Source organism: Undibacterium sp. (assembly GCF_030683615.1).
Lineage (GTDB): Bacteria > Pseudomonadota > Gammaproteobacteria > Burkholderiales > Burkholderiaceae_D > Undibacterium > Undibacterium umbellatum.
The window spans coordinates 67,297-91,951 of sequence record NZ_JAUXQE010000033.1 but is presented as its reverse complement, the minus strand read 5'-3'; the positions used below and the strand labels follow the sequence as shown (position 1 = coordinate 91,951).

The 24,655-nt window shown below is 48.3% G+C and carries 24 protein-coding genes and 2 tRNA genes; 14 read left to right on the top strand and 12 right to left on the bottom strand.

Annotated features, from left to right (window positions below):
* Positions 1 to 13: 13 nt before the first annotated feature.
* From hisS to Q8K39_RS16745, 11 genes are all read left to right on the top strand, one after another.
* A complete protein-coding gene (gene hisS, locus Q8K39_RS16795; protein ID WP_305261949.1) occupies positions 14 to 1,372 on the top strand; it encodes a histidine--tRNA ligase in 1,359 nt (452 codons plus the stop codon).
* 42 nt (positions 1,373 to 1,414) lie between these two features.
* Entirely contained in the window at positions 1,415 to 2,071 is a 657-nt protein-coding gene (locus Q8K39_RS16790) for a tetratricopeptide repeat protein (RefSeq protein ID WP_305261947.1), read from the top strand.
* Positions 2,072 to 2,083: 12 nt separating this feature from the next.
* A complete protein-coding gene (bamB, locus tag Q8K39_RS16785; protein ID WP_305261946.1) occupies positions 2,084 to 3,244 on the top strand; it encodes an outer membrane protein assembly factor BamB in 1,161 nt (386 codons plus the stop codon).
* 5 nt (positions 3,245 to 3,249) lie between these two features.
* On the top strand, positions 3,250 to 4,593 hold the full coding sequence (gene der / locus Q8K39_RS16780) for a ribosome biogenesis GTPase Der (protein ID WP_186954646.1): 1,344 nt from the start codon (positions 3,250 to 3,252) through the stop codon (positions 4,591 to 4,593).
* Positions 4,594 to 4,775: 182 nt separating this feature from the next.
* Complete coding sequence (hfq, locus tag Q8K39_RS16775; protein ID WP_186946602.1) at positions 4,776 to 5,012, top strand: RNA chaperone Hfq; 237 nt, start codon at positions 4,776 to 4,778, stop codon at positions 5,010 to 5,012.
* A gap of 34 nt (positions 5,013 to 5,046) precedes the next feature.
* The gene (hflX, locus tag Q8K39_RS16770; protein WP_305261941.1) at positions 5,047 to 6,174 is read left to right on the top strand and encodes a GTPase HflX; all 1,128 of its coding nucleotides are present in this window, start codon (positions 5,047 to 5,049) and stop codon (positions 6,172 to 6,174) included.
* Positions 6,175 to 6,205: 31 nt separating this feature from the next.
* Positions 6,206 to 7,480: an FtsH protease activity modulator HflK gene (gene hflK, locus Q8K39_RS16765; RefSeq protein ID WP_186954648.1), complete on the top strand. Its 1,275-nt coding sequence runs from the start codon at positions 6,206 to 6,208 to the stop codon at positions 7,478 to 7,480.
* Positions 7,480 to 8,382, top strand: a complete 903-nt coding sequence (hflC, locus tag Q8K39_RS16760; RefSeq protein ID WP_186954649.1) for a protease modulator HflC — start codon at positions 7,480 to 7,482, stop codon at positions 8,380 to 8,382. The genes hflK and hflC overlap by 1 nt, the downstream gene beginning before the upstream one ends.
* Before the next feature lie 114 nt (positions 8,383 to 8,496).
* Positions 8,497 to 9,648 carry an ATP phosphoribosyltransferase regulatory subunit gene (locus tag Q8K39_RS16755; protein WP_305261937.1) on the top strand — a complete coding sequence of 384 codons (1,152 nt, stop codon included), beginning with the start codon at positions 8,497 to 8,499 and terminating at the stop codon, positions 9,646 to 9,648.
* A 3-nt stretch (positions 9,649 to 9,651) separates the two neighbouring features.
* Positions 9,652 to 10,965: an adenylosuccinate synthase gene (locus Q8K39_RS16750; protein WP_186954651.1), complete on the top strand. Its 1,314-nt coding sequence runs from the start codon at positions 9,652 to 9,654 to the stop codon at positions 10,963 to 10,965.
* Between the two features lie 24 nt (positions 10,966 to 10,989).
* Positions 10,990 to 11,523 (top strand): phosphoribosyltransferase, encoded by a 534-nt coding sequence (locus tag Q8K39_RS16745; RefSeq protein WP_305262052.1) that lies wholly within the window; start codon positions 10,990 to 10,992, stop codon positions 11,521 to 11,523.
* Between the two features lie 236 nt (positions 11,524 to 11,759).
* Here the strand turns inward: Q8K39_RS16745 and Q8K39_RS16740 are convergent.
* Positions 11,760 to 11,844, bottom strand: a tRNA-Leu gene (locus tag Q8K39_RS16740).
* A 203-nt stretch (positions 11,845 to 12,047) separates the two neighbouring features.
* A tRNA-Leu gene (locus tag Q8K39_RS16735) sits at positions 12,048 to 12,132 on the bottom strand.
* Between the two features lie 159 nt (positions 12,133 to 12,291).
* Between Q8K39_RS16735 and rnr the strand changes: the two genes are divergently transcribed.
* The 3 genes from rnr (at position 12,292) to cysE (ending at position 16,404) form a co-directional block, all read left to right on the top strand.
* Positions 12,292 to 14,787, top strand: a complete 2,496-nt coding sequence (gene rnr, locus Q8K39_RS16730) for a ribonuclease R (RefSeq protein ID WP_305261935.1) — start codon at positions 12,292 to 12,294, stop codon at positions 14,785 to 14,787.
* Positions 14,788 to 14,822: 35 nt separating this feature from the next.
* Positions 14,823 to 15,554, top strand: coding sequence for a 23S rRNA (guanosine(2251)-2'-O)-methyltransferase RlmB (gene rlmB, locus Q8K39_RS16725; RefSeq protein ID WP_186954653.1), 732 nt, complete (start codon positions 14,823 to 14,825; stop codon positions 15,552 to 15,554).
* Between the two features lie 103 nt (positions 15,555 to 15,657).
* Positions 15,658 to 16,404, top strand: a complete 747-nt coding sequence (cysE, locus tag Q8K39_RS16720; protein ID WP_186954654.1) for a serine O-acetyltransferase — start codon at positions 15,658 to 15,660, stop codon at positions 16,402 to 16,404.
* Between the two features lie 42 nt (positions 16,405 to 16,446).
* Here the strand turns inward: cysE and Q8K39_RS16715 are convergent, their stop codons facing one another.
* The 10 genes from Q8K39_RS16715 to fliJ all read right to left on the bottom strand — a co-directional run bounded on the left by Q8K39_RS16715 (position 16,447) and on the right by fliJ (position 24,635).
* Entirely contained in the window at positions 16,447 to 17,991 is a 1,545-nt protein-coding gene (locus tag Q8K39_RS16715) for an NAD(P)H-hydrate dehydratase (protein WP_305261934.1), read from the bottom strand.
* A 3-nt stretch (positions 17,992 to 17,994) separates the two neighbouring features.
* Positions 17,995 to 18,798 (bottom strand): flagellar biosynthetic protein FliR, encoded by an 804-nt coding sequence (gene fliR / locus Q8K39_RS16710; protein WP_305261933.1) that lies wholly within the window; start codon positions 18,796 to 18,798, stop codon positions 17,995 to 17,997.
* Positions 18,799 to 18,819: 21 nt separating this feature from the next.
* Positions 18,820 to 19,089, bottom strand: a complete 270-nt coding sequence (gene fliQ, locus Q8K39_RS16705) for a flagellar biosynthesis protein FliQ (protein WP_162041086.1) — start codon at positions 19,087 to 19,089, stop codon at positions 18,820 to 18,822.
* Between the two features lie 8 nt (positions 19,090 to 19,097).
* On the bottom strand, positions 19,098 to 19,802 hold the full coding sequence (gene fliP / locus Q8K39_RS16700; protein WP_186954657.1) for a flagellar type III secretion system pore protein FliP: 705 nt from the start codon (positions 19,800 to 19,802) through the stop codon (positions 19,098 to 19,100).
* Positions 19,803 to 19,874: 72 nt separating this feature from the next.
* Positions 19,875 to 20,315, bottom strand: a complete 441-nt coding sequence (gene fliO / locus Q8K39_RS16695; protein ID WP_305261932.1) for a flagellar biosynthetic protein FliO — start codon at positions 20,313 to 20,315, stop codon at positions 19,875 to 19,877.
* On the bottom strand, positions 20,312 to 20,737 hold the full coding sequence (gene fliN, locus Q8K39_RS16690; RefSeq protein ID WP_186954659.1) for a flagellar motor switch protein FliN: 426 nt from the start codon (positions 20,735 to 20,737) through the stop codon (positions 20,312 to 20,314). Before fliN ends, fliO begins: the two co-directional genes overlap by 4 nt.
* Positions 20,730 to 21,731 (bottom strand): flagellar motor switch protein FliM, encoded by a 1,002-nt coding sequence (fliM, locus tag Q8K39_RS16685; protein ID WP_110253184.1) that lies wholly within the window; start codon positions 21,729 to 21,731, stop codon positions 20,730 to 20,732. Before fliM ends, fliN begins: the two co-directional genes overlap by 8 nt.
* Positions 21,732 to 21,735: 4 nt before the next feature.
* Entirely contained in the window at positions 21,736 to 22,242 is a 507-nt protein-coding gene (gene fliL / locus Q8K39_RS16680) for a flagellar basal body-associated protein FliL (RefSeq protein ID WP_186954660.1), read from the bottom strand.
* Positions 22,243 to 22,587: 345 nt separating this feature from the next.
* Complete coding sequence (locus Q8K39_RS16675; RefSeq protein ID WP_305261930.1) at positions 22,588 to 24,174, bottom strand: flagellar hook-length control protein FliK; 1,587 nt, start codon at positions 24,172 to 24,174, stop codon at positions 22,588 to 22,590.
* 20 nt (positions 24,175 to 24,194) lie between these two features.
* Positions 24,195 to 24,635: a flagellar export protein FliJ gene (fliJ, locus tag Q8K39_RS16670; RefSeq protein ID WP_186954662.1), complete on the bottom strand. Its 441-nt coding sequence runs from the start codon at positions 24,633 to 24,635 to the stop codon at positions 24,195 to 24,197.
* Positions 24,636 to 24,655: the final 20 nt, after the last annotated feature.

Below are 24,655 nucleotides of genomic sequence, written 5' to 3'. Positions count from 1 at the left end.
TCAGGTAGCAAGCATGTCGGAAATAAAAAAAGCAGAAAAAATAGCCGGTGTGAAAGGGATGAATGACCTTTTGCCGGATGACGCCCCGTTATGGGAGTTGTTTGAAAATACTGTGCAATCCGTATTGAAGAGTTATGGTTTCCAGCAAGTCCGTACTCCTATTGTTGAGCCTACCAATCTGTTTGCGCGTGGTTTGGGTGAGGTAACGGATGTCGTCGAAAAGGAAATGTATTCCTTTGAAGATTCCATGAATGGCGACAAGCTGACTTTGCGCCCGGAAGGCACTGCTGGAGTAGTGCGTTCTGCGATAGAACATAATCTTATCTATGATGGTCCAAGGCGCTTGTGGTACACCGGCCCTATGTTCCGTCACGAGAAGCCGCAGCGTGGCCGTTATCGTCAATTTCATCAGGTGGGTGCAGAAGCGTTGGGTTTTACTGGTCCTGATATCGACGCAGAACTAATCATGATGTGCCAGCGCTTCTGGGATGATCTGGGTTTGGATAATGTGCGCCTGGAATTGAATTCTATTGGTGATGCAGAAGAAAGAAATCAGCACAAGGCTGCACTGATCACTTATTTTGAACAACATCAGGACATTCTTGATGCCGAAGCAAAAAGACGTTTGCTGAGTAATCCTCTGCGTATTCTGGACACCAAGAATCCTGCAATGCAAGAGATGGTGAATGCTGCGCCTAAATTGCTGGATTACCTGGGGGCTGAATCCCTTGCGCACTTTGAGGGTGTGCAAAAGATTTTGCGTCATAACAGCATTCCATTCACCATCAATCCACGTCTGGTGCGCGGTCTTGATTACTACAATCGTACCGTGTTTGAATGGGTGACGGATGATTTGGGCTCTCAGGGCACGGTGTGTGCTGGCGGTCGTTATGATGCTTTGTTTGGTATTTTCGGCGGCAAGCCAACACCTGCATGTGGTTTTGCCATGGGTATAGAACGGTTGCTGGAATTGATGAAAGCCAATGGCGACGTACATCAACCCGCAATGTGTGATGTCTATCTAGTGCATCAGGGTGTAGAAGCGCAAATGCAAGCCATGGTCTTAAGTGAGCGTTTGCGTGATGCTGGTCTGGATGTTGTGTTACATTGCGCAACTGCCAATGGTGTAGGTAGCTTCAAGTCACAGATGAAGAAGGCAGATGGTAGTGGTGCTGCCTATGCTGTCATCATTGGTGAGGATGAGGCGAACGATAATACAGTGAGTATCAAGGAGTTGCGTGCTGGTGACGCTGAAAATAATCAGGTCAATGTCCCCTTTGATACAGCAGTGGATTACCTGGTAGATCAAATCGCTGGTAGCGCTGAGTCGGATTGCTGCGATGATCCAGACCACCATCACGTACACCATTAATTCATTTTGATTAAATTAATAGAATAGATAGACGAAGACGCTATGGCATACAATTTAGAAGAACAAGAGCAACTGGATAACCTCAAGTCGCTTTGGAAAAAGTACGGCAACCTGGCAACATGGGGTTTGATCATTATCCTGGGTGGCTATGCGGGTTGGAATGCTTGGACTTCGCGTCAAACAGGGCAGTCTGTGCAGGCATCGCAATTGTATGAAGAAATGCAAAAATTCATTGTTGCTAAAGATAGTGCCAAAGTACAGGCAGTTGCAGAAGATTTGAAAACCAAATTTGCATCTACCTCCTATGCGCCCATGGCAGCATTGCTTGCTGCCAAAAGTGCTTTTGAAGCCAATGATCTGAAACTGGCTAAATCCCAGTTGCAATGGGTCGCTGATACTTCCAAGGCAGAAGAGTACAAGGCCTTGGCCAGGATTCGACTGGCGGGTGTAGCTCTCGACGAGAAAGCCTACGAAGAGGGTATGAAGCAATTGTCAGGCACTTTCCCTGCTCAGTTTGAAGCGGATGTGTTGGATGCCAAGGGCGATATTTATGTAGCCCAAAACAAAATCGACGACGCACGGACTGCATACAAGGCAGCTTTGGAAAAAATGTCGGAAAAAAGTCCGGGTCGTCAGGCTTTGCAGATGAAGCTGGATGTGATCGGTGGTGCGACAGATACTAAAGTTGTTAGTAAATAAGGGGAATCATACATGCAATTTTCTGCCAAGCTACTCGTCGTATCGTCTGCATTTATCGTTTTGACAGGCTGTTCCACACTGTCGTCACTCAATCCTTTTTCTTCAAAAGCTGACGCAAAAAACCAGCCTGCTGTCTTGACGGACATCAAGGCAACAATGGCGATCAAATCTAGTTGGACTGTGGCGATTGGTACGGCAGGCAATTATGCTTTCTCGCCCGCAGCGTACGCACAAAATGTCTACGTGGCTGCTGCTGATGGTACGGTAGCACGTATAGAGGTGGCCACTGGTCGTACAGTTTGGCGTATCAATGCAGGCTCGCGCCTGACTGCTGGTGTCGGAGTTGATGCCACATCGGTTGTTGTTGCAGGTGAGAAGGGTCAGGTTTTTGCTTTTGATCTGGATGGTAAATTGCGCTGGAAGGTGCAGAGTACGAATGAGATATTGTCCGCCCCAGCCGTTGGTCAGGGTCTGGCGGTAGTGCGCAGCATAGACAACAAGGTCAGCGCTTATGACTTGGCAAGTGGTGATCGTAAATGGTCGGTGGAGCGCCCACTGCCGCCTTTGACTCTACGTTTGGCGCCTGGCATAGTAATGAATGGTCAGCAGGCAATTGTTGCCTTGCCTGGTGGTCGCATGGCTGCTCTGGCATTGACCAATGGCGGTTTACGCTGGGAGGCAACAGTAGGTGAGCCTAAAGGTGCAACTGAGCTGGAACGGGTTGCCGATGTCTCCGGTGTGCCTGTCATTATGGGTAATGACATTTGTGCCAGTTCTTATCAGGGCAGGGTTGCGTGCTTTGATGTGGGTTCAGGAGCCTTGCGCTGGGGCAAGGCATTGTCCAGCGAAGTAGGTGTAAGTGTTGACGAGCGTTTCGTTTTTGCCGCCGATGTCGCTGGTGCCGTCAATGCCTATGCGCGTAACGGTGGCGCCAGTGCGTGGCGCAATGATAAACTCGCTTATCGCCGCTTGTCGGCACCAATTTCATACGATCGCGCAGTAGCGGTTGGTGATTTCGCAGGTTATGTCCACTTCCTCTCAAGGGAAGATGGTTCTTTCATCGGACGTGTTACTACCGATGGTAGTCAGATTTTAGCAGCGCCTTTGGTGGTCGATGCTAAACTGATCGTTCAAACAAAATCAGGATCAGTGGTTGCTCTTGCAACCGAGTAATAATAATGAAGCCGGTTATCGCACTTATAGGCCGACCTAATGTCGGCAAATCCACGCTGTTCAATCGGCTCACCCGTTCACGCGATGCTTTAGTCGCAGATTTACCTGGCTTGACCAGGGACAGGCATTACGGCGAAGGCCGTGTTGGTGAACGCCCCTTTTTGGTGATTGATACAGGTGGTTTCGAACCTGTTGCCAAAGAAGGCATCATGCATGAAATGGCTAAGCAGACTAAACAGGCTGTGGCAGAGGCAGATGTAGTTGTTTTTATAGTCGATGGCCGTCAGGGTCTGACGCCACATGACAAAACCATTACGGATTTCTTGCGCAAATCAGGCCGTTCCGTCATGTTGGTCGTAAATAAAGCTGAAGGTATGAAATATACCTCAGTCACTGCAGATTTTTACGAGTTGGGCCTGGGTGATCCTTATGTGATCTCTGCTGCCCACGGTGATGGCGTAACGGATTTGGTCGAAGAAATGGTCGACATCGCCTTTGCACAGCGTCCGCCAGAAACAGAAGAGCCAGAGTCCAATGTTCGAGGCATCAAGATTGCCATCGTTGGTCGTCCGAATGTCGGTAAGTCGACTTTAGTGAATACCTTGCTGGGTGAAGAAAGAGTAATTGCCTTCGATATGCCTGGTACTACCCGTGACTCCATAGAAATACCATTTGAGCGCGATGGTGTGCACTACTCACTGATCGATACCGCAGGTATTCGTCGTCGTGGCAAGGTGTTTGAAGCGATAGAAAAATTTTCCGTTGTGAAGACCCTGCAGTCTGTGTCAGAAGCCAATGTTGTCTTGCTGCTACTGGATGCTCAACAAGATATTTCTGAGCAGGATGCCCATATTGCCGGTTTTATTCTGGAATCAGGGCGTGCGCTGGTTGTCGGCGTGAATAAATGGGATGGCTTGCAAAGCGACAGGCGCGATGAAATCAAGCTGGATATTGAGCGTAAGCTGAATTTCCTGACTTTTGCAAAATTTCATTTTATCTCTGCACTGAAATCAACAGGTATAGCTCCCTTGATGAAGTCCATTGATGCGGCTTATGCTGCAGCAATGGCTAACTTATCGACGCCTAAACTGACGCGCGCTCTGATCGAAGCGGTAGAGCATCAACAACCCAAGCGCAAGGGGTCGATACGTCCCAAGCTGCGTTACGCCCATCAAGGCGGACAAAATCCACCTATCATTGTTATCCATGGTAATGCGCTGGAAGCTGTGGGTGATGTTTATAAGCGTTATCTGGAAAAACATTTCCGCGAGACTTTCTCATTGACGGGAACTCCTTTGAGAATAGAAATGCGCTCAGGCAAGAATCCTTTCGACAAGTCGTCAAAGTAATTGGCTGGCAAGTATTAAAAAGTAAAAACAGCTTGGTTCATCTTCTTTTGCAGTGAAATTTAAGCAAGGATATGCAATTAAAGTGAAAATAGATTACATTACTTTGTAATCAACTTCTGGGAATACTTGTATTTTAATAAGTAGTCCCCAACTCCTAATCACAACAACACAATGGAGCTGTTATGAGCAATAAAGGGCAATTATTACAAGACCCATTTCTGAACGCCTTGCGTAAAGAACACATTCCTGTATCAATTTATCTGGTCAATGGCATCAAATTGCAAGGACACATCGAATCTTTCGATCAGTACGTCGTTTTGCTCCGTAATACCGTTACGCAAATGGTATACAAGCATGCAATTTCTACCGTTGTGCCAGCACGTGCAGTAAGCATTAACACTGAATCAGAGGCTGAGTAATTTTTTGAGTGCTGAATTTGGAAAACAGTCGACCATGCGCGCAGCGTTGGTTGGCGTTGATTTTGGCAAGGACGACTTTGCAGCCAGCCTGGAAGAGCTGTCTTTGCTCGCGCAATCTGCGGGGGCAGAGCCGGTTACAACTATTACTTGTAAACGCTCCAGTCCCGATGCTGCTCTTTTTGTAGGTAGTGGCAAGGCGGATGAAATTGCCCATGCTGTCGCCGATGAAGCGCTTGAAATCGTCATATTTAATCATGCACTTTCTCCGGCGCAGCAAAGAAATCTGGAGCGTCACTTGAAGGTGAGGGTGGTGGATAGAACCAGCTTGATACTGGATATTTTCGCCCAGCGCGCCCACAGTCATGAGGGTAAGGTGCAGGTTGAGTTGGCTCAGTTGCAGCATCTGGCAACAAGACTGATACGAGGCTGGACGCATCTGGAAAGGCAAAAGGGTGGTATCGGCTTGCGTGGTCCGGGTGAAACGCAGCTAGAAACTGACCGTCGTTTATTGGGTGAGCGTGTCAAAATGCTCAAGCAAAAGCTTGAGAAATTACATAAGCAACGGGAAACCCAGAGGCGTTCACGTGGACGTAGCAATACCTTATCGATTTCGCTGGTCGGCTATACCAATGCGGGCAAATCCAGTTTGTTCAATACGCTGACCAAGGCTGGCGCCTATGCCGCCAATCAGTTATTTGCAACATTGGATACGACTTCACGTCGCTTGTATCTCGGCGATGCCGGAAATGTCGTGATTTCTGATACGGTTGGCTTTATACGTGAATTGCCGCATCAATTGGTGGCTGCATTTAGAGCAACTTTGGAAGAAACGATACATGCAGACTTGTTATTGCATGTAGTGGACGCAAATAGTCCAGTGCGTTTTGACCAGATTCAGCAGGTCAACCATGTATTGAAGGAAATTGGTGCAGACCATATTCCACAGATGCTGGTGTGGAATAAGATAGACCTGGCAGGCTTGGAACCTTCGGTTGAAGTAGATGAGTGTGATAAAATTCAACGGGTTTTTTTGAGCGCTCGTTCCGGGGCAGGTATAGGTTTATTGCGCGAATCCATAGCAGAATTCGCTTTGGCAAAAAAAGCCGGTATTGCGCAATTGGCAATCCCGGAATTGATTGATGCCCGCTTTGATCTTCAGTAGTCCAACCCACTATTCATTGGATAGCGACAGAATGCTTGTTTCACTTCTCAAAAGAATTGGTTTAACCATGTCTATAAACGACCCGCAATGGGGGCGTGGTTCGCAAAATAATAACCAAAATAACAATAAGCCAGATAATAAAAAACCGCCTGAAGGTCCACCCGACCTAGATCAGTTGTGGAAGGACTTTACCCAAAAGTTAGGGCGTTTGCTTGGGCAAAATGGCGGTGATAACGGAGGCAATGGTGGTAATTTTTCACCAGACTCAGCAGGTGCTAAAATTGGCGCCTCGCTGATTGCTGCCGTAATAGCTCTGGTCTGGTTGTCCAGTGGTTTTTTCATAGTGCAGGAAGGTCAGACTGCCGTCATCACGACGTTTGGTAAATTCAGTCATCAGACTACAGCGGGTTTTAACTGGCGCTGGCCTTACCCAATACAGGGCCACGAGATAGTCAATCTATCTCAAGTCAGGACAGTAGAGATCGGTTATAAAAAGGGTTCCAAAGAACGTGAATCCCTGATGCTGACAGATGATGAAAATATCGTCGATATTCAATTTGCGGTTCAATATACATTGAATAATGCTGCTGACTGGCTATACAACAATCGCGATCAGGAAGAGATGATACGTCAGGTAGCCGAGGCAGTTGTGCGTGAAATTGTTGGTAAAAGCACTATGGATTTTGTTTTGTATGAAGGGCGCGAAAAAATAGCGCTTGACGTCAATGCTGGAATGCAAAAGATCCTCGATGCTTATCGCTCAGGTGTGCAAGTGGCACAGGTTACTATGCAAAATGTACAGGCGCCAGAGCAAGTTCAGGCTGTCTTTGAAGATGCGCAAAAAGCCAAGCAAGATAAAGAACGCCTGAAAAATGAAGGCATTGCCTACGCTAATGATGTGATTCCAAAAGCACGTGGTGAAGCTTCACGCATGATCCAGGAGGCAGAAGGTTATAAGGCCAGTATTGTGGCTAATGCACAGGGTAATGCATCACGTTTCCAGCAAGTGTTGGCCGAATATCAAAAAGCGCCTGCAATTACCAGAGACAGGATATATCTGGAAACCATGCAGCAAATATTCGCCAATACCAGCAAGTTGATGATGGACACCAAGACAGGCAATAACATGATTTATCTGCCGCTGGATAAAATGATTAATCAGGGAGATCAATCTGCGGTAAAGGCTGCTGCGCCAGCGCAAGTTGCTATACCTGCTGCGGACCAGATCCCCACAGTGGAAATGCGCTATGGCAAGGATGGAAGATCAAAAGATAATCGTGACACACGCGAAAGGGAGGGCAGATAATGAATAAGTTAGCCACCCTTATCATTGCACTTTGTGCAGTAATTCTAGTTGCATACTCGACTATTTTTGTCGTTGACCAGCGTTCGCACGCGATTGTATTTGCCCTGGGTGAAGTCAAGTCCGTGATTAGTGAACCAGGTTTGCATTTTAAGTTGCCACCGCCATTTCAAAACGTCTTGTTTTTGGATAAACGTATTCTGACTATTGATACCGATTCCGCCGACCGTTTTGTGACTTCTGAGAAAAAAAATATTCTGGTTGATTCTTATGTGAAATGGCGCATCAAGGATCCGCGTCTATACTTTGTCAGTTTCAATGGTGAAGAGCGCAGGGCGCAAAACAGAATGTCTCAAATCATCAAGGCTGCGTTGAATGATGAAATTACCAAACGTAAAGTAGGCGAAGTTATTTCGACTCAACGCGGTAAGGTCATGGACGCTATCAAGAAAAAAGTGTCTGACGAAACCAAGAACATAGGTGTTGAGATTATTGATGTACGCCTCAAGCGCGTTGATTATGTCGAGCAGATCAATACTTCGGTTTATGATCGTATGAAAGCTGAGCGTACCCGTGAGGCAAATGGCTTGCGTTCTACCGGTGCGGCCGAGTCCGAAGAGATTCGAGCGGATGCGGATAAGCAGAGGCTGGTTATCAAGGCTGAAGCTAACCGTGATGCGCAAAAGATACGCGGTGCGGGTGATGCGGAAGCATCGCAGATTTATGCTCAAGCCTTTAGTCAGAATCCAGAGTTTTACAAGTTTTATCGTAGTATGGAAGCGTATTCTGCCTCATTCAAGGGTAAGAATGATATTTTGATCGTGGATCCAAATTCTGAATTCTTTAAGTATTTCAAAAGCCCGTCTTCAATTGGTGGTGCTGCTCCTGCTGTAAAGACCAAGTAATACTCTGCTACATGTAGTAATAGTAGCGACAAACAGCGATCTGCACAATTTTTGTGCAGATCGCTGTTTGTCGGATAGACTAAACCAATTTCTTGTTTTTTTTGATTGTTCTTCATGCCAAATTGGCTTTTACCTGAAAATATTGCTGACATCTTGCCCTCGGAAGCGCGCAAGATAGAAGAGCTGCGCCGTGTATTGCTGGACAATTTTAGACTGTATGGTTACGAGCTGGTCATGCCGCCCATGCTGGAATACATAGAATCCTTGCTGACTGGCGCCGGTCAGGATATGGATTTGCGTACTTTCAAGCTGGTGGATCAACTCTCTGGCCGTACCATGGGGCTGCGTGCTGATATGACCACGCAAGTAGCCCGTATTGATGCGCACTTGTTGAACCGCCGTACGGTTACCCGTCTTTGCTATGCAGGCAGTGTCTTGCATACCAAACCGTCTGGCTTGCATGCCACGCGCGAGCCTTTGCAAATTGGTGCCGAGATTTATGGCCATGCTGGTCTGGAGGCTGATGCCGAGATCCAGGAATTGGTACTGGCTTGTCTGGCACTGGCGCACGTCAAAGATGTTAGGCTGGATATGTGCCATGTCGGCGTTTTGCGTGCCTTATTGGCTGCTGACCCATTGGCCAAGGCCGAAGAAAATGCACTATATGCCTTGCTGGAAGCAAAAGACTTGCCTAGCATAGACAAATTGAGCCAGAATTTTTCACCTGAAGTGCGTGCTGCATTGATGGCTTTGCCTGGTCTGTATGGCGATATCTCGATTATTCAAAAGGCGCGTGCCGTATTGCCTGCATTCACAGGCATACAAACCGCACTGGATGAGCTTGAGCATTTGGTGCGTCTGACAGGCACGGCCCATGTCACGATAGACCTCGCTGATTTGCGTGGCTACCACTATCATAGTGGGGTGATGTTCAATGTATTTGTTCCTGGTTTACCAAATGCGGTTGCACGTGGTGGGCGCTATGACCATGTGGGTGAGGCTTTTGGTCGTTCACGCCCGGCAACAGGATTTTCTCTGGATCTGCGTGAACTGGCACGTCTGCTGCCTTCCGCCGAGAGAAAAGACGCAATCCGTGCCCCTTGGGGTAGTGATCCTGCTTTGCGCGAGAAAATCACAACATTGCGTGGCGAGGGCGAAATCGTGATCCAAAGTCTGCCAGGGCACGAGAATGAACAAGACGAATTTGATTGCAATCGCGCACTCATTTTCGATGCAGGTAAATGGATTCTTCAAAATGTAGGTTGAGTGATGACACAAACTAAAATTGCAAAAAACGTAGTCGTAATCGGCACCCAGTGGGGCGATGAAGGCAAAGGAAAAATCGTTGACTGGTTGACGGACCACGCTCAGGGCGTCGTGCGTTTTCAAGGTGGACACAATGCCGGCCATACGCTGGTCATCGGTGGTCAGAAAACTGCCTTGCAACTGATACCATCCGGCATTATGCGTGCTGGCACGGCGTGCTACATCGGTAACGGCGTGGTGTTGTCCGTGCCTGACCTTTTGCGCGAAATCGACAAGCTACAGGCAAATGGTGTGGAAGTCGCTTCACGCCTGAAAATTTCAGAAGCTTGCCCTGTCATTTTGCCTTATCACACTGCGCTTGATGCGGCTCGTGAAATTGCCCGTGGCGCTGCCAAGATTGGCACTACAGGTAAGGGTATAGGCCCGGCTTATGAAGACAAAGTTGCTCGTCGCGCCATACGCGTCGCTGATTTACTCAACGAAGAGCGTTTTGCGGAAAAACTGCGTGATAATCTGGATTACCACAATTTTGTGTTGACCAATTATCTGAAAGCGCCAGCGGTGGAGTTCCAAAAAACGCTGGATGACACGCTGGCCAATGTACCGCGTATCCGTCCTATGGTGGCAGATGTTTCGAGTGCACTGTACGCAGCGCACAAAGCGGGTGCCAGCCTGTTATTTGAAGGTGCGCAAGGCAGTTTGCTGGATGTGGATCATGGTACTTATCCCTTCGTTACATCCAGTAATTGTGTGGCTGGCAATGCGGCGGCAGGTTCTGGCGTTGGCCCAAATATGTTGCATTACATCCTGGGCATCACCAAGGCTTACACAACCCGCGTAGGTTCTGGCCCATTCCCGTCTGAATTGCCAACTGATGCAGGCGTAGGCAAGCATTTGGCCAGTGTTGGCCATGAATTTGGTACAGTCACTGGCCGTGCCCGTCGTTGTGGCTGGTTTGATGCCGCCTTGTTGAAGCGTTCCGTACAAATCAATGGTGTTTCTGGCATGTGCCTGACCAAGCTTGATGTACTGGATGGCCTGGAAACATTGAAGCTGTGCACGGGTTACAAGATTGATGGCAAGGTCGTGGATATCTTTCCGGTTGGTGCTGAAGAAGCGGCACGCTGCGAAGCTATTTATGAAGAAATGCCAGGCTGGTCTGAAAGCACTGTTGGCGCACAAAGCATGGATGCTCTGCCAGTCAATGCCCGCAATTACATCATGCGAATTCAGGAGCTGGTTGGTGTTCCTGTCGATATGGTCTCTACCGGACCAGATCGCGAAGAAACCATCGTGTTAAGGCACCCGTTTATCTAAGAAGGAAAAATAAAAAATATGAATATGCCTGCATCTACAGACAAGGACTTATGGGTTTCCTGGGAAGCCTATCATCGTTCCATCGAGCAGCTTGCATTGAAAGTGCATGAGTCTGGCTGGAAGTTTGATCAAGTTTTGTGTCTTGCTCGTGGTGGCTTGCGCCCTGGTGATATTTTCTCCAGAATTTTTGATGTGCCTCTGGCGATTTTGTCGACCAGTTCATATCGTGAAGAGTCGGGCACAGTGCAGGGCACTCTGGATATAGGAAAGTATATTTCCATGACCAAGGGCGCGCTGCAAGGTAAGGTCCTGGTAGTGGATGATCTGGTGGACTCTGGTGTTACCCTGGAAAAAGTGCTCGTGCATTTGCGCGAGAATTTCCCAGCCGTGACGGAAGTAAAGTCAGCCGTTATCTGGTACAAGGCATGTTCATCAGTGGCTCCAGATTATTATCTGGATTACCTGGCGAACAATCCATGGATACATCAGCCTTTTGAAGAGTACGACAGTATCAGGCCGCATCAACTGAATGCCTGGTTGAAAAAGGGCGCTGTATAAATTGGCAAATAAAAAACGGAAGCAATTTGCTTCCGTTTTTTATTTGCGTAGACAAGGCATTACTCAAGTAATGAATATGCGCAGTAAGATATGGGCGCGTACCTTGCAGGAGGATACCGGCACACAGGCTTAATATGGAAATATTACCGAAGATATCGAGAGGGAGAAGTGCTTGAAGAAGCGAATTCAGGAATTGAAAAAGCCCGCTGATTTTCATCAGCGGGCTCTCAAACTTGTGGTGCCCACGGAGGGACTCGAACCCCCACACCCGAAGGCACATGGACCTGAACCATGCGCGTCTACCAATTCCGCCACGTGGGCAACGGAAGGCGTAATTATAGGGTATTTGCCTGGCTTTGGGGAAATATTTTGGAGAAAATTTTACACGAGGGCGCGGATCGGGAGTAGGTCGCCAGCATCATGGGTAGGAAGTGCGGAAGGAAGGGGATTTCTTGCTTATACTTACAAAGCAAATAGTGGAATTGAAAAAGCCCGCTGATTTTCATCAGCGGGCTCTCAAATTTTGGTGCCCACGGAGGGACTCGAACCCCCACACCCGAAGGCACATGGACCTGAACCATGCGCGTCTACCAATTCCGCCACGTGGGCAACGGAGAACAACATTATAAATTAATTGAAGCATTTGTCAAGGTGAGTCACCTGAGCAATACAAGAATTGTTAGGCGAAAAAGGTTAGCTACAGTAAACTATGGCCTGATAAGATTTTGGCGTAAGCCAAATTAACTTTTTTAAGAAAAAATACAAAATTTGAACAAGCATTCATACCCCATCCCCAGTCGCGAAGAGATACTGGGTGTTCTACGTACTAACACGGCAAAAATGACAACGTCTGCGATTGCAGAGGTGTTGTCAGTGAAACCTGAGGAGTTAGATGGCATGACACGACGATTAAACGCGATGGAAAGAGATGGGCAAGTCAAAGTAGATAAAGGTGGAAATTATTCCATCGCCAATCAAGATAATTTCATCAGCGGCAAAGTCAGCAGTCATCGCGAAGGATATGGTTTCCTCATCCCTGATGATGGCAGTGAAGACCTGTTTCTGCCAGAGCGCGAAATGCAAAAGGTCTTGCATGGCGACCGTGTCATGGCACGCGTGGTTGGTACTGACAGACGTGGCCGGCTAGAAGGCGGCATTCTTGAAATACTCGACAGAGCCAATACCCATGTCATCGGGCGCTTGCTAAATGAAAACGGGGTATGGATAGTGGCGCCTGAAGATAAACGCTTCAGCCAGGATATTTTGCTCACCGGTGCACCAGGTAAAGCCAAGGCTGGTCAGGTTGTTAGCGTCGAGTTGACCGAGCAGCCAACCCGCTATGCGCAACCAGTTGGTAAAATTGTCGAGATATTGGGTGATGTCGATGATCCAGGTATGGAAATCGAAATCGCTGTCAGAAAATTTGGTGTGCCGCATGAATTTTCTGAGGCAGTTAAAAAGGCTGCGGTCAAGTTACCTTCAGAAGTCAGAGATAGTGATCTCACAGACCGCGTGGATCTGCGTGATATCCCATTGGTGACGATTGATGGTGAAGACGCCCGCGATTTTGATGATGCAGTTTACTGTGAACCAGTCAAGATAGGTCGTAGCAAAGGTCACAGGCTCATCGTTGCGATTGCCGATGTCAGTCACTATGTCAATCCTAATGATGCTCTTGATGAGGAGGCTCTGCTGCGCAGCACGTCTGTATACTTCCCGCGCCGGGTAATACCGATGCTGCCGGAGCGCCTCTCAAATGGACTTTGCTCACTTAATCCTGATGTCGATCGACTGACGCTGGTTTGCGATATGGTGATTACTCAGGATGGAGAAGTCACGGCTTACCAGTTTTATCCGGCTGTCATCCATTCTGCAGCTCGCTTCACGTATACTGAAGTGGCGGCCATATTGGGTAACACCAAAGGCCCTGAGGCTGCCAAGCGCCAGACATTGGTGCCTCATCTTTTGCATCTGTATGAGGTCTTCCAGTCTTTATTGAAAGCCCGCCAGGTTCGTGGCGCTATCGACTTTGAAACGACAGAAACCTATATCGTTTGCAATCCTGCAGGCAAAATAGAAAAGATATTGCCGCGTACACGCAATGATGCGCATAAGCTGATTGAAGAGTGCATGCTGGCAGCCAATGTCTGCGCAGCAAATTTACTCGAAACTTATAAGCACCCAGGAACTTACCGCATCCATGCTGGCCCGACCAAAGAGAAACTGACTCAGGTTAGAAATTTCCTGAAGCAGGTGGGTTTGTTCCTTGGTGGCGGCGACAAACCTGCTGCATCGGACTATGCAGAGCTGATGAATAAAATTAAAGGCCGACCAGATGCGCCGCTCTTGCAAACCATGTTGCTACGCTCCATGCAACAGGCGGTTTACAGTCCAGATAATATTGGTCACTTCGGTTTGTCTTACGATGCCTATGCCCATTTCACTAGTCCGATACGCCGATATCCTGATTTGCTGACTCATAGGGCCATCAAAGCAATTTTGCAAGGTCGCAAGTATGAACCCAAGGGCATAGACTTGACGCTTTTGAATAGTTCAGTATCGAATGCGACAAGAAAACAGCAGATCGCTGACAAGGCCGCTGGCAAGAAGAAGGAAGAAAAAGAACAGACTATCTGGGATGCTCTGGGTGTCCATTGTTCTGCCAACGAGCGCCGGGCTGATGAAGCTTCGCGTGATGTCGAAGCCTGGCTCAAGTGTTACTTCATTCGCAATAAGGTAGGTGAAGAATTCACCGGCATGATTACTGGTGTGACCCAGTTTGGTATTTTTGTCCAGCTTGATGAGATCTTTATCGAAGGTCTGGTGCACGTGACTGAGTTGGGTGCCGATTACTTCCAATACGACGAGGCGCGCCATGAATTGCGTGGCGAACGTACTGGCAAGCGTTATCAGTTGACCGACAAAATCACGGTGCAAGTCAGCCGGGTTGACCTGGATGCACGCAAGATAGATCTGGCCATAGTCCAGGCCGTATCGCCACGCTCTGCAGGATTGGCAGATACTCGTGGTGCTGCTGCAAATGAAAAAAATCGCAAGGGTGTTGCCAGCTCTAAAAAAGCGCTGCTTGCCCCTGAAGAAAAAGTGGCTTCCACTTTTGGCAGAGGTGGTAAAACAGTTCCTGCCCAAAAAGTAAAAGAAGAAAATGTTTCTGGTGGGCGTCGCCAGAAATCCTCACCCGCTGTCGCTAGCGCCAAGAAAAAAGCGCCTGCTGCTGCAGGTAAGTCAGCGAAGAAAAGACGCTAGTACCTCAAAGAAAAGCATGTAAAGAAAAGAATGAAATGAAAAGTAAAATGATTTTTGGTTTCCACGCGGTGACCTCCCGGATCCGTCATGAAGCCTCCTCCGTCGAAGAAATCTATGTAGATTCTTCGCGCGTTGATGGCCGTATGAAAGACCTGTTGCAAGCGGCAAAAGCTGCTGGTGTGCGCATCATCCCGGCGGATGATCAGCGACTGAGCAATATTGTTGGTACGCGCCGCCATCAAGGTGTAGTGGCCAAAGCCAGTGAGTTGTCATTGGCACGTAACCTCGATGAATTGCTGGATGCGATTGATGGCCCACCTTTACTGCTGGTGCTGGACGGTATTACTGATCCGCATAATCTGGGTGCCTGCCTGCGTGTGGCAGACGGTGCCGGTGCTCATGCGGTTATCGCTCCCAAGGACAGGGCTGTGGGCTTGAATGCCACTGCCGCCAAGGTTGCCAGTGGTGCTGCTGAAACAGTGCCATACATTACCGTCACCAATCTGGCGCGTACCCTGCGTGAGTTGAAAGAGCGTGATATCTGGCTGGTCGGTACGACCGATGATGTCGAAAAAAATATCTATGATGTGGATTTCAAATCCGGCTGCGCCCTGGTTATGGGTTCGGAAGGTGAGGGCATGCGCCGCCTGACTCGCGAAACCTGCGATGTGTTGGTCAGTGTCCCCATGTTCGGTTCTGTCGAAAGCCTGAATGTCTCCGTGGCTTCAGGTGTTTGTCTCTACGAAGCACGTCGCCAGCGCCTGTAAGGCCATCGTGCCAGATAGTGCCCGGCGATTTTGAGCGCCGGGCGCAGCGTTTGCAGAAATACGCTACTATCTTATTCCCTTCCGTCATATCCATATAAATTTCATGTTTAACAGCCTGAGAGAAGATATAGCCAGCATTATTAAGAAAGATCCTGCCGCCCGTAATGCGTGGGAGGTGATCACTTGTTATCCTGGTTTTCAAGCTATCCTCATGCACGGTTGGGCGCAATGGTGCTGGAAACGTGGGCTGAAGTGGTTGGGGCGTTTTATTTCTCATATTGCCCGTGTACTGACTGGTATAGAAATCCATCCAGGTGCAACGATAGGCCGAAGGGTATTTATTGACCATGGATTTGGTGTGGTTATTGGTGAGACTGCAGAAATTGGCGATGATTGCACGATCTACCAGGGAGTGACTCTGGGCGGGACTTCTTTGTCGCGCGGTGCCAAGCGCCATCCTACTCTTGAAGCAGGTGTCATTGTTGGTGCTGGGGCCAAGGTGCTGGGTGGCTTTACCATTGGTGCCGGTGCCAAGATAGGCTCCAACTCTGTGGTACTCAAGCCTGTGCCTGCCGGTGGTACTGCAGTTGGCAATCCTGCTCACGTCATCAAAAAAGAAGTGGCTTCTGCAGATTCAGAAACTGCGCATCTGTTCACGGCCTATGGTGTGACCCAAAATAGTGATGACCCAATCTCCAAAGTCTTGCATAAGCTGATCGATCACGCTGCTGCACAGCAAGAGCAGATAGAAAAACTGTCTGCAGCATTGGCGCATTCAGGCATCGCCTGTGATGCGACATCAGAAGTAGAAAAATTGATTCCAGAGCAGATTAATAGTCTGGTTGATTGAGCCTCAAGCTGAACCTTATTTTAGCCTTGAGCCTGTCGCGATTTAATGGCAGGCTTTAGTCTGATAGACCAACTGATTAATAATGGATCTGATCTCTGGCAGTAACTCGCTGGCGGTCAGGCCTATAGGCCCTGTTCCGCGTGCGACCAGTGCGTCGGCTGCATGGCCATGTACCCAAGTGGCGATTCTCGCCGCATCTATGCTGCTGCATGCCTGTGCCAGCAAGGCACCTGCTATACCTGCCAATACATCACCGGTGCCACCGCTTGCCAGCGCGGGATTGCCAGTCGTATTGATGAGCAAATCTCCATCTGGATGACAAATGACACTGCCAGAACCCTTTAGTATGACAACGGCGTTGAATTGCCTTGCCAATGCTTGAGCAGCTTGCAGTCGATTACTTTGGATGTCTGCCACTTTCTTGTTGAGTAATCTAGCCGCCTCCAGTGGATGTGGCGTGAGTATGCATGAGTTATTTCTATTGCTTAGCATTGCCTGCAACTTCGTGTCTGCAGCGATCAGATTCAAGGCATCGGCATCAATGATCAATGCCTTTGCAGTTAGAATCGCGCCAGTGAGTAAGCCATAGGCACTGGTCGATGTTCCCAGGCCTGGGCCTATGACAACCGTGGTATTTGTCAGTGCAATTTCCCCGATCTTGCGAAACATGATTTCAGGATGCAGACTGTCGTACGCTGGTGCTTCTGCCAGCATGCCGCAGTAAATCCGTCCTGCACCAGAATACTGAGCTGCCCTGGCAGCAAGTATGGCTGCTCCTGCCATTCCCTTGGCACCACCAAGTATCGCGACATCGCCAAAACTACCTTTGTGACTGTTTTGTTGGCGCGGTGCCATGGCGTGTAACAGGGAAGTGCGCTCATTCAAATGGCAGTGGCATTCTGGAAAGAAATTTTCAGAAATATCCAATTTATTGACGGTGACATGACCAGCATAATCTTTGCCTGATGCCGTATGCAAGCCGATTTTATTGGCGATATACGTTATAGTGTGACTGGCTTGAATAACAGCACTGCTAGTGCTTGCAGGCTGTCCGGTATCAGCATTCAAGCCACTAGGCACATCAATCGCCAGAACAGGAATTGCCAGTTCAGCGGCTAGCTGATTGACGAATTCGATGAGCCTGGCAATATCAGCTTCAGGGGCTCGTTTCAAACCTATCCCGAATAAGCCATCAATGACCATGCTCCAGTTTTGTTGCGGGCCATGGAGTAGTGCGTCTAATTCTACAAATTCCAGACCTGCATTCTTGGCTCTTTGCAGCGCTGCTTGCGCATCTTGAGAGTAATTCTCAAGTTCTCCGCACATGATACAAACTACTTTATATCCCTGTCTGGACAATTGATTCCCGGCTTCATAAGCATCCCCCCCATTATTGCCGGGCCCTGCCAAAATAAGTAGAGGGTCTTGCTTGATTGCGCCTATTTTGATTGCCAGTCCGGCAGCCGCCTGCCCGGCTTTTTGCATGAGCGTGACTTCACCCTGATGGGCCAATGCGCGGGTTTCTATATCTCGTATTTGTTCTACGCTATACAGTCTGGCTTCATGTGTCAATGTCTGAAGCGACATGATTTATCTCTTTACCGGGATGGGTATTGACGCAGGCTGCCCCAGTGATTGCATCATTTCTATGCCACTCTGAAACAGATTTTGTAGGGGGATGAGTAGGTAGGGCATTATCAGTGCCAACATCAAGAAACCTACACCTATGGTAATTGGAAAGCCGATACCAAATATATTCAGTTGTGGTGCTGCACGCGTCAATATCCCCAGGGCGACATTGGTTACCAGCAGGGCTGCGACGATAGGTAAGGATAGGTGCATACCGACACTGAAAATCTGCTCACCCCAGATGGCCAGTTTTTGATAATTGAGGCCTGATTGATAGGTGGTCGCAATCGGGATGGTATGAAAACTTTCGACCAAGGCCTCCAGCATGGAGAGATGCACGTTCAACGTCAGCATGAGCAATGTGGCTGTCAGTACCAGGAATTGTGCAATGGCAGAAGAGCGCCCCTGAGTTTGCGGATCAAAAAAAGTAGCGAAACCCAGGCCCATGGTAAGACCTGAAATCTCGCCAGCCATTTCTATAGCCGAAAAGATCACTCGCATGACAAAACCCATCCCCAAACCGATGATGAGCTGCTGCGCCAGCACCAGGATGCCGTTCAACGAAATTGGATCGAGATCAGACATAGCAGGTAACGTAGGTGCGACGATGAGAGACAGCACCACGCCCAGGATGATTTTGATACGCACTGGTACAGAATTATTTCCAAACGGTGGTGCCACTGCAATCAATCCCAAAATCCTGGTCAAGGGCCAGATGAAGGAATTGATCAGCGCAATCAGCTCATTGCTGGAATAGGAAATCATTGGTAGACGACGGCATGCAAATCAGGCCGCCATGGTGGCTATGCTGGAAAACATTTGGCGCATATAGTCCATCAGGACAGAAAGCATCCACGGCCCGGCAATAATGAGGGTGACAAAGATACCTATCAGCTTGGGGATGAAGGACAAGGTTGTTTCATTGATCTGAGTTGCCGCCTGAAAAATACTGACGATAAGACCTATACCCAACGCCACCAGTAATAAGGGTGCGGAGACCATCAAGGTGACTTCCATGGCCTGGCGGCCCAGTGTCATTACGCTATCGGGTGTCATGGTGGTCCTTAGTAAAAACTTTGCGCAAGTGAGCCTATCAACAGTTGCCAGCCATCTACCAGCACAAACAGCATGAGCTTGAAGGGGAGCGACACAATCGCAGGTGAAACCATCATCATACCCATGGACATCAGCACACTGGCGACTACCATATCTATGATGAGAAAGGGAATGAAAATGGCGAAACTGATCTGAAAAGCAGTTTTTAATTCACTGGTAATAAAAGCTGGTATCAAAATCCGCAAGGACACCTCTTCTGGCCCCTGCAACTGGGGAGAATTGGACAATTTTACGTAAAGGGCAAGATCAGTTTGCCGGGTTTGCTTCATCATGAATTGTTTCAGGGGAGTTGCCCCTTTATCCATGGCGTCTTGCATTGTGATTTTATTTTCAGTAAACGGTTGATAGGCATCAACGTAAATTTTGTCAAAAACCGGCCCCATGACAAACAAGGTCAGAAACAGGGATAAGCCCACCAGTACCTGATTCGGTGGCGCCGATTGTGTGCCCAGCGCTTGCCTGAGTAGAGACAAAACGATAATGATCCGGGTAAAGCTGGTCATCATCAACAGGGCCGCTGGCAAGAAACTAAGTGCCGTCAGAAATAACAGCGTTTGTATGCTGAGAGAATAGTTCTGTCCGCCACCGGGTGCTGGTGTGCTGGTGATTGCTTGCAGGCCACCATTGGCTTGGGCTATGGCCGCTTCAGGCATAGCGAGTCCACATAGCAAAAGGGGCAACCATAAAAGTGGCAGATGAGAGCGCAAAATATTCATGCAATGTATTTAGCTGTTGTCAGATCGCTCGGTCGTTCGCTTATCTAGTGTGCGCTTGAGCCAGGTAGAAAAAGGGTCGCTTGCGGCTGTTTGCGCTGACTGATTCAGCAATTCGTCTTGTTTTGGCATGCTACCGAGCTTATTGATATTGTTTGCAGTTACTCCCAGGATCAGCCACTGATCGCCGACTTCAACCACCATTACCCGCTCGCGATTACCGACATTGATACCGCCGATGATCTTGACCGGGATTTTATTGCCGGCGTTCATGGGCCCCAGACGACGCATTAGCCAGGCGGCCACAAAAACCAGTCCCAACACGAACAGCAGTGCAGTAGCAATTTGCAATAAACCACCACTTGGCGATATAGGGGCAGGTTCGGCTGCAAATGTCGCATTGCTCAGCAAAACGATCAACGCCAATGCAAGATAACGCACTTGCTTCCTCATTTGTTGAGCTTGCGTATACGTTCGGCAGGCGTGACGATATCGGTCAAACGTATACCAAACTTGTCGTTAACCACCACCACTTCGCCTTGTGCAATAAGGCAGCCATTGACCAATACGTCCATAGGTTCACCCGCCAGGCCGTCAAGTTCGACAACAGAACCCTGTGCCAGTTGTAGCAGGTTTTTGATGGCGATCTTGGTACGGCCCAGTTCGACAGTCAGTTGTACTGGGATGTCCAGAATGAAGTCGATGTCATTATGAGTTTCAGTCGTTGTACCCTTGCCGCTGAATTCCTTGAAAATAGCAGCGCTGGCAGGCGGTGCTTCAGCTTTTTCTGCTGCGGCGGCTTCTGCTCTTTCCTGCTCTGCAATTGCTGCACCCCAGTCGTCTTCACTGATGGGGGATTCGCCGTTATCATCCATGATTTTCTCCTTGTGCTACTTCCTGTACGCTGGAACTGATCAACTTTTCCACACGCAAGGCATACTGTCCGTTAAATACACCGTATTTGCACTCCATCACGGGAGTGCCATCAACTTTTGCAGAAATAATTTCTGGAATGGAAAGAGGGATGATATCGCCTTCTTTCATATTCAGTATATCGCCCAGAGTGACACGTGTGGTCCCCAGATCGGCAACTATTTCGACTTCTGCAATTTGTATCTGTTGCGTCATCAGACGCACCCAGCGTTTATCCACTTCCAGGGTTTCCCCCTGCAGGCTACTGGTGAGGATGTCGCGTATGGGTTCTATGGTGGAGTAGGGCATGCATAAATGCATTTCACCACTGACTGGTCCTAGTTCTATCGTGAATGTGGTGGAAACCACGACCTCATTCGGTGTCGCAATATTGGCAAACTGGGTGTTCATTTCTGAACGTATATATTCAAATTCTATGGGGTAAACTGGCTCCCATGATTTGGAATAAGTCTCAAAAATGATTTCAAGGATGCGGTGAATGATACGCTGTTCAGTCTGAGTAAAATCACGACCTTCAACACGGGTATGAAAACGACCATCACCACCAAAAAGATTATCCACCAGCAAGAACACCAGGCCAGGGTCAAGCACAATCAATGAGGTGCCACGCAAGGGCTTCATGTGAACCAGATTAAGATTGGTTGGCACCACCAGATTACGGATGAATTCGCTGTATTTCGATACTCTGACAGTTCCAACTGACACTTCGGCACTGCGACGCAGGAAGTTGAATAAGCCTATGCGCAACAGTCGGGCAAAACGCTCATTGATAATTTCCAGTGTCGGCATGCGGCCACGGACGATACGTTCTTGCGTAGCAAGATTGTAGGGCCTGACACCAGAGGTATCCTCCAGTGATTGTGAATCGTCCTGATCCCCAGTGACGCCCTTTAAGAGAGCATCAACTTCTTCCTGGGAGAGAAAATTATCTGACATTGATTTATTGAACTACAAAAGACGTGAAGAAGACACTACTGATTTTTTGCGGATCACCTTTGGCCGTGAAAGGCAGAGCAACTTTCTCTATGATTTCACTCACCAATTTTTCCTTGCCTTCAGACGACAAAATTTCAGTCGCATCCTTGCTGGACAACAGCAATAACAGGCGGCTGCGTACTTGCGGCATATTAGCCTTGATGAGAGTAACCTGTTCTTCGTCCTGTACCTGCAGCGTCATGCTGATTTGCAAGTATTTGTCGCCATTATCTGACTGAAGATTGACCGTAAATGGGTCCAGTGCAAGGAAGACGGGCGCTTTTGCAGGTTCAGTTTTAGTTTCTTTATCTTTTGGCGTAGAGCTTTTCTTGGATAGAAAAAAAGCAGCGCCACCGCCTGCAGCGACCAATAGGAATACGACCGCAGCGATGATGATCAAGAGTTTCTTCTTTGATTTTCCTGCTACCGGTGCATCACCTGCATCTGCTGCTTTGGCTGGTGCTTTCGCCATGGTTTTCCTCTCTGTAGGCATTGAATGCCATGATTTTTAAGTATTATGCTTGATAGCTGGAATGTAATATCCAAGAAAAAGAGGGCGTATTTCAGCTTATCTCTACTAATTGCAAAGTGAAGTGATCTTGCTTTGCTGCATGGACTAGCCTTTCATGGCCATTCTACATGTATGTACAGGCTTTTTTCCAGAGACTAGCGACCTATCATGCTAGTGACAGGTAAAAGTTATGTGTCAGATAGTGAAATCGACAGGTATTGCAATCGCGACTGGCGGCGTGCATGGTCGCGATTGTAGTTGGGCGAGGTATGAAGTGAGGAGTCTTAGCAGCAACTGACACGTGTTTCAGGCGAAAGTATCTACCAGACCGTTATTTGATTGTATCCTGACGGGGTTGGTAGCTGCTGGGCTAATGGTATTATCAGTAAGACCTCTGGTGGTTCTGGAAGGATTCATGTCTCTGGCTTGTTGTTGGGTGAAATTTTGCCCCTGGCCAGGCGCCTGCGAATTGACAGAAAAACCTGTCAGTTGAACCCCGGCATCACTAAGCATCTGCTTCAAACGGGGTAAGGCAGCTTCCAGTGCCTCCCTGACTTCAGGTTGGGCTGAGCTAAAGCTTGCATTGGCTTGATCATTGCTGACACTAAGCACGACTTGTAAAGGCCCGAGATCAGGTGGATTCAATGTTAATTCTGCTGATTGCAAACCTGAACCTACCATCCAGACAACTTTTTGACCTACTGCCTTGTCCCAGCCATTGCTACCTACTCGTGGCGCGATTTGTTCTGCAGCAATCACCGCCGCATTGAATTGTGTGCTGTTGACGTTATTTGCTGCGACAACTGGAGGGGCAATGACTTGCTGACTGTCTTTGCCGGAAGGTGTGGCTTTTATTTCAGCCATGCGTTCAGCAAGGACATCTTTTGCCAGTGCAATATCGTTTGTAAATGCTTTGGGCGTGTCAGTTGCTAAGGTTTGTGGGCGTGTATCACCACTCTTGTCGTTGACAGTTTTACCCACGTCGAGATTGTTGAGCTTGACCGCATTGAGTTTCTCTTCGGCAGTGTCAATCTGGTCAGTTTTGGCTGACGTGCTAGTAGCACCTTTTGTGAGGCTCTGATTGACTGATATCAATACAGTTGGAGGCGATGCGGTCAAATTACTTGCGCCATTATTTTCTGTCGCAATCGTAGATGCTACGGTGCTCAAGCCATTTTCAGACAATTTCCCCATTGATTTGTCGTCGATTTTTACGGCCATAATTTGTGCAGCAATGGCGGCTACTCCAGACTTACTCGCGTCTTCTGCCTGACTTTGTTGAGTAATTGATGTGAGCTGACTAGATGCTTGTGGGGCTACCGGAATCAGCGCATTAGTTTCTGCCTGTGTCAATGTAGCAAGGGGGTTTTCACCGGGTAGTTTGGCTATTGCGGCTACATCTGTATTGGACATGCTGTTCAGGCTTTCAGCTTTAACAGCATCCAAGCCAGGGGACATATTGGTTTTGTTTACATCCGCTACAACTGGAGGGGTTGCCAGGTTACCTACCAGGGCTAGGATTTGAGCGCTAAGATCATCTTCTTTCATCGTGTCAAGTTCATCATCCTTGACAGTTGTGCCATCGGTCGTGGAACTATCGGTTTTCTCTGTTTTGCCAGTGGCAGGGGCGCTATTGTCATTGTTTGCCATTTTGTTGGCAGAGTTGCTATTGCTATTGCTATTGTTATTGTTGACGTTGTTATTATTCTTGGCTGGAGTGGGTGTTTTATTGACAGGGCGAGTGACATCCATCTCCGGCTTTTTTGTGCTGGAGATCTCTTTATTGAGCACTTGATTGAAACTGACTTCGGGAGTGGCTGATGAAGCATTTTTGCCCGCTTTGACGCCTGTACCCTGTTTATCTATCGCTGTGAGTATGTTATTCGCTTGCATTTGAGGTACCTGTCAATAAATTAGCGCTTATAGAAGAGGGCGCGAGCTGCCATTTCGTCTGTTTGCTTCTGATCTCGTTTTGCTTCTTTTTTTTGTAGTGCCGTTTGTGCGCGGTTTTGCAAGGTGTCATAGGAAAGGCGTTTTTTTTCGCTGGCTTGCCATTCGGTTTTTGCCATGGTGATACGATGTGCTGCATCCATGACGACTTGCCTTTGCCCGTCTATAGCTGTATCAAGTTTTGCCAGGAAGGACAGAAAATTCGTATATTGCGACACGCTCAGACCTTTTGCTGCACCATCCTGCAATCTTTGTGCATAGTCGTTTCGGTATTGCTGTAATAAATTCAGTTTTTTTTCGGTATCTTCATGCGCACGTATGGCCCTACCCAGAAGTTTGGCGGCATCGTCAACTTCTTTTTCTGTCATTTCTATCAGTGTGGTAATCGGTGATTTCAACGCCATGATGAATTAAGTATAGTCGC

What these genes read in the sequence shown, in the direction of transcription:
- hisS (WP_305261949.1), top strand. Translation starts at nt 14, where the DNA reads ATGTCGGAAATAAAAAAAGCAGAAAAAATAGCCGGTGTGAAAGGGATG.
- Q8K39_RS16790 (WP_305261947.1), top strand. Translation starts at nt 1,415, where the DNA reads ATGGCATACAATTTAGAAGAACAAGAGCAACTGGATAACCTCAAGTCG.
- bamB (WP_305261946.1), top strand. Translation starts at nt 2,084, where the DNA reads ATGCAATTTTCTGCCAAGCTACTCGTCGTATCGTCTGCATTTATCGTT.
- der (WP_186954646.1), top strand. Translation starts at nt 3,250, where the DNA reads ATGAAGCCGGTTATCGCACTTATAGGCCGACCTAATGTCGGCAAATCC.
- hfq (WP_186946602.1), top strand. Translation starts at nt 4,776, where the DNA reads ATGAGCAATAAAGGGCAATTATTACAAGACCCATTTCTGAACGCCTTG.
- hflX (WP_305261941.1), top strand. Translation starts at nt 5,047, where the DNA reads ATGCGCGCAGCGTTGGTTGGCGTTGATTTTGGCAAGGACGACTTTGCA.
- hflK (WP_186954648.1), top strand. Translation starts at nt 6,206, where the DNA reads ATGCTTGTTTCACTTCTCAAAAGAATTGGTTTAACCATGTCTATAAAC.
- hflC (WP_186954649.1), top strand. Translation starts at nt 7,480, where the DNA reads ATGAATAAGTTAGCCACCCTTATCATTGCACTTTGTGCAGTAATTCTA.
- Q8K39_RS16755 (WP_305261937.1), top strand. Translation starts at nt 8,497, where the DNA reads ATGCCAAATTGGCTTTTACCTGAAAATATTGCTGACATCTTGCCCTCG.
- Q8K39_RS16750 (WP_186954651.1), top strand. Translation starts at nt 9,652, where the DNA reads ATGACACAAACTAAAATTGCAAAAAACGTAGTCGTAATCGGCACCCAG.
- Q8K39_RS16745 (WP_305262052.1), top strand. Translation starts at nt 10,990, where the DNA reads ATGCCTGCATCTACAGACAAGGACTTATGGGTTTCCTGGGAAGCCTAT.
- rlmB (WP_186954653.1), top strand. Translation starts at nt 14,823, where the DNA reads ATGAAAAGTAAAATGATTTTTGGTTTCCACGCGGTGACCTCCCGGATC.
- cysE (WP_186954654.1), top strand. Translation starts at nt 15,658, where the DNA reads ATGTTTAACAGCCTGAGAGAAGATATAGCCAGCATTATTAAGAAAGAT.
- Q8K39_RS16715 (WP_305261934.1), bottom strand. Translation starts at nt 17,991, where the DNA reads ATGTCGCTTCAGACATTGACACATGAAGCCAGACTGTATAGCGTAGAA.
- fliR (WP_305261933.1), bottom strand. Translation starts at nt 18,798, where the DNA reads ATGATTTCCTATTCCAGCAATGAGCTGATTGCGCTGATCAATTCCTTC.
- fliQ (WP_162041086.1), bottom strand. Translation starts at nt 19,089, where the DNA reads ATGACACCCGATAGCGTAATGACACTGGGCCGCCAGGCCATGGAAGTC.
- fliP (WP_186954657.1), bottom strand. Translation starts at nt 19,802, where the DNA reads ATGCCTGAAGCGGCCATAGCCCAAGCCAATGGTGGCCTGCAAGCAATC.
- fliO (WP_305261932.1), bottom strand. Translation starts at nt 20,315, where the DNA reads ATGAGGAAGCAAGTGCGTTATCTTGCATTGGCGTTGATCGTTTTGCTG.
- fliN (WP_186954659.1), bottom strand. Translation starts at nt 20,737, where the DNA reads ATGGATGATAACGGCGAATCCCCCATCAGTGAAGACGACTGGGGTGCA.
- fliM (WP_110253184.1), bottom strand. Translation starts at nt 21,731, where the DNA reads ATGTCAGATAATTTTCTCTCCCAGGAAGAAGTTGATGCTCTCTTAAAG.
- fliL (WP_186954660.1), bottom strand. Translation starts at nt 22,242, where the DNA reads ATGGCGAAAGCACCAGCCAAAGCAGCAGATGCAGGTGATGCACCGGTA.
- Q8K39_RS16675 (WP_305261930.1), bottom strand. Translation starts at nt 24,174, where the DNA reads ATGCAAGCGAATAACATACTCACAGCGATAGATAAACAGGGTACAGGC.
- fliJ (WP_186954662.1), bottom strand. Translation starts at nt 24,635, where the DNA reads ATGGCGTTGAAATCACCGATTACCACACTGATAGAAATGACAGAAAAA.